This is a genomic window from Pedobacter jeongneungensis, from assembly GCF_039538295.1.
Lineage (GTDB): Bacteria > Bacteroidota > Bacteroidia > Sphingobacteriales > Sphingobacteriaceae > Pedobacter > Pedobacter jeongneungensis.
The window spans coordinates 1-877 of the sequence record NZ_BAABBY010000040.1; the positions used below are offsets into that span (position 1 = coordinate 1).

At 36.5% G+C, this 877-nt stretch carries 1 protein-coding gene; it reads left to right on the forward strand.

The features are described 5' to 3' along the window. Positions 1-348: 348 nt before the first annotated feature. A partial coding sequence (locus ABD769_RS24940; protein WP_344854078.1) for a condensation domain-containing protein occupies positions 349-877 on the forward strand: 529 nt, incomplete at its 3' end.

Consider the following 877-nt stretch of genomic DNA (forward strand, 5'->3'; position numbering starts at 1 on the left):
GTCCTGTTAAAGCAAATTAAAAAGGAGTTTGGCATTAACTTTAAACTAAACAGCATATTCGAATCACAGAATATTAAACAAATTGCAAGCGAAATAGATAATATTATCTGGCTTAATCAAAATAGTGGTAAGCCAATTATCTCAATAATTTAATTATAATTCGGGCAGAACTAGCATGAGTAAACTGCATAAACATAAATTATGAGCACCTGAAGCCAAAATTCGTAGATTAAGATAAAAATTAAATACACGAATTTTTAAAAATCTAAGAAGCACTTGAAAATTATAAAGAGAGGCAATCATATAATTGTTTTTTCGCAGCATAAAGCACTTAATAAGAATCACTAGATGAAAATAGAAGACATTCTGAAAAAAATAAGAAAAAGTAATATTGATATTTCAGTCAACGGTGATAATCTTCAATTAAATGGCAATAATTCAGATCTTTCACCACTTTTGCTGGCAGAAATAAAGGCGAATAAGGAAGGGATAATTGAATATTTGAGGAGCAACATTTATAATCTCCGAGATTTCGAGTCTATTCCCCTGGCTGCTGCTGCTACAGGTTATCCTTTATCATCCTCCCAACGCCGTCTTTGGATACTGAGCCAGTTTGAAGAAGGGAATATAGCCTACAATATGCCCGGGATATATCTTTTTGAAGGTTCTTTTGACCGTTCCGCCCTTGATTATGCGTTTAAGTCATTGCTTGACCGGCACGAAATCCTGAGGACTGTTTTCAGGCAGGATGATTCGGGAGAGGTTCGCCAGGTTGTCCTTTCATCCGAAGAGCTTGGCTTCCAGATACGGTACCTGGATTTACAGGATGAAAGGGAACAGGAAGATGTGGTTTGGGGAATTGTCCACAGCGACTGGA